The organism is Nitrobacter sp. 62-23 (assembly GCF_001897285.1).
GTDB lineage: Bacteria > Pseudomonadota > Alphaproteobacteria > Rhizobiales > Xanthobacteraceae > Nitrobacter.
Window position 1 is genome coordinate 39,836 of the sequence record NZ_MKSM01000024.1, and the last position, 6,524, is coordinate 46,359.

At 63.9% G+C, this 6,524-nt stretch carries 6 protein-coding genes and 1 pseudogene; 2 read left to right on the forward strand and 5 right to left on the reverse strand.

What is annotated here, in order from left to right:
• The 5 genes and pseudogenes from BGO16_RS02895 to ccmA form a co-directional block, all read right to left on the reverse strand.
• Positions 1-265, reverse strand: a pseudogene (locus tag BGO16_RS02895) (DsbE family thiol:disulfide interchange protein); the annotation flags it as partial.
• A complete protein-coding gene (gene ccmD, locus BGO16_RS02900) occupies positions 262-441 on the reverse strand; it encodes a heme exporter protein CcmD (protein ID WP_292617105.1) in 180 nt (59 codons plus the stop codon). The gene ccmD and the pseudogene BGO16_RS02895, both read right to left, overlap by 4 nt.
• 4 nt (positions 442-445) lie before the next feature.
• Positions 446-1,174 (reverse strand): heme ABC transporter permease, encoded by a 729-nt coding sequence (locus BGO16_RS02905; protein WP_292617112.1) that lies wholly within the window; start codon positions 1,172-1,174, stop codon positions 446-448.
• 95 nt (positions 1,175-1,269) lie between these two features.
• Positions 1,270-1,938, reverse strand: coding sequence for a heme exporter protein CcmB (gene ccmB, locus BGO16_RS02910; RefSeq protein WP_292617106.1), 669 nt, complete (start codon positions 1,936-1,938; stop codon positions 1,270-1,272).
• Positions 1,935-2,549 carry a heme ABC exporter ATP-binding protein CcmA gene (gene ccmA / locus BGO16_RS02915; RefSeq protein WP_292617107.1) on the reverse strand — a complete coding sequence of 205 codons (615 nt, stop codon included), beginning with the start codon at positions 2,547-2,549 and terminating at the stop codon, positions 1,935-1,937. Before ccmA ends, ccmB begins: the two co-directional genes overlap by 4 nt.
• 223 nt (positions 2,550-2,772) lie before the next feature.
• Between ccmA and acnA the strand changes: the two genes are divergently transcribed.
• The gene (acnA, locus tag BGO16_RS02920; RefSeq protein ID WP_292617108.1) at positions 2,773-5,490 is read left to right on the forward strand and encodes an aconitate hydratase AcnA; all 2,718 of its coding nucleotides are present in this window, start codon (positions 2,773-2,775) and stop codon (positions 5,488-5,490) included.
• A gap of 174 nt (positions 5,491-5,664) precedes the next feature.
• Positions 5,665-6,441 carry a DUF1223 domain-containing protein gene (locus BGO16_RS02925; RefSeq protein ID WP_292617110.1) on the forward strand — a complete coding sequence of 259 codons (777 nt, stop codon included), beginning with the start codon at positions 5,665-5,667 and terminating at the stop codon, positions 6,439-6,441.
• Positions 6,442-6,524 lie beyond the last annotated feature (83 nt).

Here is a 6,524-nt window from a genome sequence, read left to right on the forward strand (position 1 = left end):
CCCAGACGTTGACCAGGCTGACCTTGCCCTCGAACGTCGCGGGGTCGATGCCCGGCACCGGCTGGCCGTCGCTGACCAGGCCGGACAGCGGAGGCAGCGTGGTTTTGGGTGCGGGATGGCCGATCAGCGCCGAGGGGATTCGCGAGATGTCGCTGTCGCCGAGCCGGAACCAGAACAGCAACGCCAGCGCGGCGAAAACCACGAGCGGGAGTGCCATCAGCCAGCGTCGTTTCGGCGGTCCGGCAGGAATTGCGGGGTCCGTCATTTGACGTCCACCGCGCTGCGTCCCGATCGCCTGACCGCGCCGGCGGCCTCCAGGTCACGCAGGCGCGCTTTCTGGCTTCGGTAGTCGGCGATCACCCAGATAATGAGCGCCGCGACGACAGTTGCGACCGCGACATAGGACATGATGATGAAGGAGGCATAGGGACCGAGTGTCATATCGTCACGCCGATTTGCTGGCTTGCAGCATCTGCAGGGTGCGGACGCGACGCCGCAGGATTTCGTTCCGCATCGCCGCGATATGCAGGGTCAGGAACAGCAGCGTGAAGCCGATCGCCATCACCAGCAGGGGGATCAGGAAGGCGCGGTCGAGCGTCGAGCCGCCCATGCGGATCACCGAGGCCGGTTGATGCAGCGTGTTCCACCAGTCCACCGAGAACTTGATGATCGGAATGTTGATCGCGCCGACCAGCGTCAGCACCGCAGCGGCGCGCGCGGCGCGCGATGGGTCCTCGACCGCGCGCCATAGCGCCATCAGGCCGAGATACATCAGGAACAGGATCAGCACCGAGGTCAGCCGCGCATCCCATTCCCAGTAGGTGCCCCACATCGGGCGGCCCCACAGCGACCCCGTCAACAGCGCAAGGAATGTGAACGCCGCGCCGATCGGCGCCGCGGTCTTGGCCGCGACATCGGCCAGCGGATGCCGCCATACCAGGGTGCCGAGCGCGGCAACGCTCATCACGCCCCACACGAACATCGACAGCCACGCATTGGGAACGTGGATGAACATGATTTTGACGGTCGCGCCCTGCTGGTAGTCGTCGGGCGCGGTTGCGGACTGGTACAGGCCGACGGCGAGTACGAGCACGGTCAGGGCCGCGAGCCACGGCAGAATCCGGCCGGCGAGCGAGAGAAAGCGGGAGGGATTGGCGAGATCGATCAGCGTCATGGCACCACTGATAGTCGCCGGAGCCAGCGCAGGCAATGCGGATTCGAGCCCGGTTTCCCGCATGAGCAAAAGTTGATCGGCCGCATCGGGAGGACTCAATCCAGCCCGTGCCGCAGGCTTGCCGCCGCGGCAAACGGGCCGATCACGAGGCTCATCAGCGACAGCGCGCACAGAATCGAGAATGGCGTTCCGAACGGCGATGGTCCCGACAGCGCGGCGTTGGAGGCGGCGACGCCGAAAATCAGCACCGGAATCGACAGCGGCAGCACCAGCACCGAGAGCAGCAGGCCGCCGCGACGCAGCACGACGGCGAGCGCGGCGCCGATCATGCCCGTGAAGGTCAGCGCGGGCGTTCCCGCCAGGAGCGTCAGCGCCACAGCGCCTGTCGCGACGCCGTCGAGGTTGAGCAGCAGCCCCAGCACCGGCGTCGCGACGACCAGCGGCAGCCCGGCCGCCAGCCAGTGCGCCAGCGCCTTCGCCGCGCAAGCCAGTTCGAGCGGCGTGCGGCTCATGACGATCAGATCGAGCGAGCCGTCGTCGTGATCGGCGGTGAACAGCCGATCGAGCGTCAGCAGGCTTGCCAGCAGGGCACCGAGCCAGAGGATTGCGGGCCCAAGTTTTTTCAAAAGCGCGAGGTCGGGGCCGACCGCGAACGGCATCAGCACCACGACCGTGAGGAAGAACAGCACGCCGATCAGCGCGCCGCCGCCGACGCGAAGCGCGACGCTGACATCCCGGCGAATCAGTGCGGCAAGGGCGGTCATGCTGTCCCCCCGATCCGCAACTCCCGCACGGCGATGCCGAGCGGCGTGTGCGTCGCGGCCAGGATGATGCCGCCGCCTTTCAGGTGCTCGGTCATGACGGCGGCGAAGGCGCTTTGGCCGGAAACGTCGAGCGCCGAGGTCGGCTCGTCCAGCAGCCAGACCGGCCGTTTCACCGCCAACAACCGTGCGATCGACAGCCTTCGCCGCTGCCCGGCGGAGAGATAGGCCGCCGGCAGGTGCCCGACGTGGTCGAGTCCGACCGTGGCCAGCGCCTGCGCGGCATCGGCTGGCGATGAGCGCGACGCGCTGCCGAGAAACTCCCGCCAGAACGACAGGTTTTCGCTGACGCTGAGCGCGGGTTTCAGGGCGTCGCGATGGCCGAGGTAATGCGCCTGCTCGGGCAGCGTCAGCTCGGGGTCGCCGCCCTCAAGACTGATCGACCCGCCCGCCATCGCCAATAGCCCCGCCAGGAGCCGCAGCAGGGAGGTCTTGCCTGCGCCGTTGGGCCCGGTGATCGCCACCGCATGGCCTGATTCCGCCATGACGTCGAGGCCGGAAAACACTTCTCGTCCGCCCCGCACGCATCGCAAGCCGCGCCCTGAAAGTTTCATGATGACCCTGTTTGCACAGCCGTCGTGCGATCTGTGTGCATGGCTGAAAGGCGGGGAGCAAGCATTGTTGACGTGGCGGACAGTCTGGAAAGACTCTATAAATTCGGAACTTGATGCAGCACAAAATCCCCCGCAACGAAACCCCGCGCGTCAGTTTCTCCTGCGGTGTTTTGATACCGTCAGTCAATCCGGCACCCTAACCCCTGGATAGGGAATTCCTCACATGGCTTCGCTCGACAGCTTCAAATGTCTGAAAACCCTCAAGGTCGGCGGCAAGACCTACGCCTACTACAGCCTGCCGGCCGCGGAGAAAAACGGTCTCAAAGGCATCTCCAGGCTGCCCTACTCCATGAAGGTGCTGCTGGAAAACCTGCTGCGCAATGAGGACGGCCGCTCGGTGACGAAGGAGGACATCGTCGCCTTCTCCAAATGGCTGAAGAAGCGCAGGTTCGATCATGAAATCTCTTTCCGCCCGGCGCGCGTGCTGATGCAGGATTTCACCGGCGTTCCGGCCGTGGTCGATCTCGCGGCCATGCGCAACGCGATGCAAAATCTCGGCGGCAAGCCTGACAAGATCAATCCGCTGGTGCCGGTCGATCTCGTCATCGATCACAGCGTGATCGTGAACTTCTTCGGTGACAACAAGGCGTTCGCCAGGAACGTGGTCGAGGAGTACAGGCAGAACCGGGAGCGTTACGAGTTCCTGAAGTGGGGCCAGAAAGCATTCTCGAACTTCTCCGTGGTGCCGCCCGGCACCGGCATCTGCCATCAGGTCAATCTCGAATATCTGGCGCAGACGGTGTGGACCAGGAAAGAGAAGCTGACGATCGGCAGGAAGACTGCGACCATGGAGGTCGCCTATCCCGATACACTGGTCGGCACCGACTCTCATACGACGATGGTCAACGGCCTCGCCGTACTCGGCTGGGGCGTCGGCGGCATTGAAGCCGAAGCCGCAATGCTCGGCCAGCCGCTGTCGATGCTGTTGCCGGACGTGGTCGGCTTCAAGCTCAAGGGCGCGCTGAAAGAGGGCGTGACCGCGACCGACCTGGTGCTTACCGTCACGCAGATGCTGCGCCAGCAGGGTGTGGTCGGCAAGTTCGTCGAATTCTATGGTCCCGGCCTCGATCACCTGTCGGTTGCGGACAAGGCGACCATCGGCAACATGTCGCCGGAATACGGGGCGACCTGCGGCTTCTTCCCGGTCGACGCCGCGACCATCGATTATCTCAAGACCTCCGGCCGCGCGGCGGCGCGCGTCGCGCTGGTGACGAAATACGCCAAGGCGCAAGGCCTGTTTCGCAGCGCGGCCTCACCAGATCCGGTCTTCACCGAAAAGCTCACGCTCGATCTCGGCAAGGTGGTGCCGTCGCTCGCGGGACCGAAACGGCCCGAGGGCCGGCAGCCGCTGCCGGCGGTTGCGGAAGGCTTCGCCGCCGCGCTCGCAAACGAATACCGGAAGACCGATGATGCGGCGCGTTTTCCGGTCGAGGGCCGCAATTTCGATCTCGGACATGGCGACGTGGTGATCGCGGCGATCACCTCATGCACCAACACATCCAATCCGACCGTGCTGATCGCCGCCGGGTTGCTTGCGCGCAAGGCGGCGGCAAAGGGGCTGATCGCGAAGCCGTGGGTGAAGACCTCGCTGGCGCCGGGCAGCCAGGTCGTCGCGGAATATCTTGCGAACTCCGGACTGCAGCTTGATCTCGACAAGGTCGGCTTCAATCTGGTCGGGTTCGGCTGCACCACCTGCATCGGCAACTCCGGCCCCCTGGCTCCGGAGATTTCGAAATCGGTCAACGACAACGGCATCGTTGCCGCGGCCGTTCTCTCGGGCAACCGCAACTTCGAGGGCCGCGTTTCGCCGGACGTGCAGGCGAATTATCTCGCCTCGCCGCCGCTGGTCGTCGCCTACGCGCTGGCGGGCTCGGTGACCAGGAATCTCGCCACCGAGCCGCTGGGCACGGACAAGGCCGGCAAACCGGTGTACCTGAAGGACATCTGGCCGACCTCGAAGGAGATCAACGCTTTCATCAAGAAGTTCGTGACCTCGCGCATCTTCAAAAAGAAATACGCCGACGTGTTCAAGGGCGATGCCAACTGGCGCAAGATCGACACCGTGGCGAGCGAGACCTATCGCTGGAACATGAGTTCGACCTATGTGCAGAACCCGCCTTACTTCGAAGGCATGAAGAAGGAGCCGGAGCCGATCGTCGACATCGTCGATGCGCGCATCCTGGCCATGTTCGGCGACAAGATCACCACCGATCACATCTCGCCGGCGGGCGCCATCAAGTTGACGTCGCCGGCTGGCCGCTATCTCAGCGAGCATCAGGTGCGTCCGGCGGATTTCAATCAGTACGGCACGCGGCGAGGCAATCACGAGGTGATGATGCGCGGCACCTTCGCCAATATCCGCATCAAGAACTTCATGCTGAAGGGAGCCGATGGCAACATTCCCGAAGGCGGATTGACCAGGCACTGGCCGGACGGCGAGCAGATGTCGATCTATGACGCGGCGATGAAATACCGGCAGGAGAACGTGCCGCTCGTCGTGTTCGCCGGCGCTGAATACGGCAACGGCTCGTCGCGCGACTGGGCGGCCAAGGGCACGCTGCTGCTCGGCGTGCGTGCGGTGATCTGCGAGAGCTTCGAGCGCATCCATCGCTCCAACCTGGTCGGCATGGGCGTGCTGCCGCTGACTTTCGAAGACGGCGCGTCGTGGCAATCGATCGGGCTCAAGGGCGACGAGACGGTTACGATTCGCGGCTTGCAGGGCGATCTGAAACCGCGTCAGAAGCTGACGGCGGACATCGTCTCCCGCGATGGATCGCTGCATCGCGTCTCGCTGCTCTGCCGCATTGATACGCTCGACGAACTCGACTATTACCGCAACGGCGGCATTCTGCATTATGTGCTGCGCAAGCTCGCTGCGTAATCTCGTGGTCCGATTTCGGCATTCGCGCCTTATTCCGGCGGCGATGGCCTCACCGCGATTTGAGTGGCGGGTGAGCGGAAGGCAGCCTATGAAAGTCTCGGCCTCTCGCAGTCAGAGGCATGCTTCCCTTCATAACGCAGGCACACGTCGTGCCGCGGCTTCGGTGTGGCCTCGATGATGTCTCAGGGCTGTTTGTCGCGTGATGGTTTGTCCCGACTGTTCGGTGTTTGCGCGCTCGGCGTTTGCGTGACCCTCGTGGTCGCTCGTCCCGCTCTGGCGGGACCGCGCGCCGTGGTCGAACTGTTCACGTCGCAAGGCTGCTCGTCATGTCCGGCTGCCGACAAGATTCTGGGCGAGCTTTCCAGGGACCCCTCGATCGTCGCATTGAGCATGCCGATCGACTACTGGGACTATCTCGGCTGGAAGGATACGCTGGCCGACAATCGCTTCACGGCGCGCCAGAAGGCTTATTCGTTGATGCGCGGTGATCGCGACGTCTACACGCCGCAGGTGATTGTCAACGGATCGGCTCATGTGATCGGCAACGATCGCGCGGCGATCGACACTGCCGTCCGCGATACGCGGAAAAACCAGGAGGTGATGTCGGTGCCAGTTTCGATGGCGGTGTCGGGCAAGCAACTCAATGTGTCGGTCGCATCCGCCAACGCCGGCCATCCTCCCGATCACGGCGAAATCTGGATATGTGCGATCGCGAAAGCGGTGCCGATCGCGATCGGGCGCGGCGAAAACGGCGGCCGCGAAGTGACCTACCACAACGTCGTGCGGAGCTGGCTCAAGGTCGGTGACTGGACCGGCAAGGCCGGTACCTGGGCCGTGCCGATCGAGAACATCGCGCGCGATGGTGTCGATGCAGCAGTGGTCTATGTTCAGGATGGTAATCGTGACAGACCTGGTCCGATGCTCGGCGCGGCCTACACCTCACTGCACTAGGGTCGAGACTCAATTGATCCACCAAGTCAGGGTAGCGGCCAAGAGGATTGTAGAGAGGAAGATATCGGCCCGCTTGTCATAGC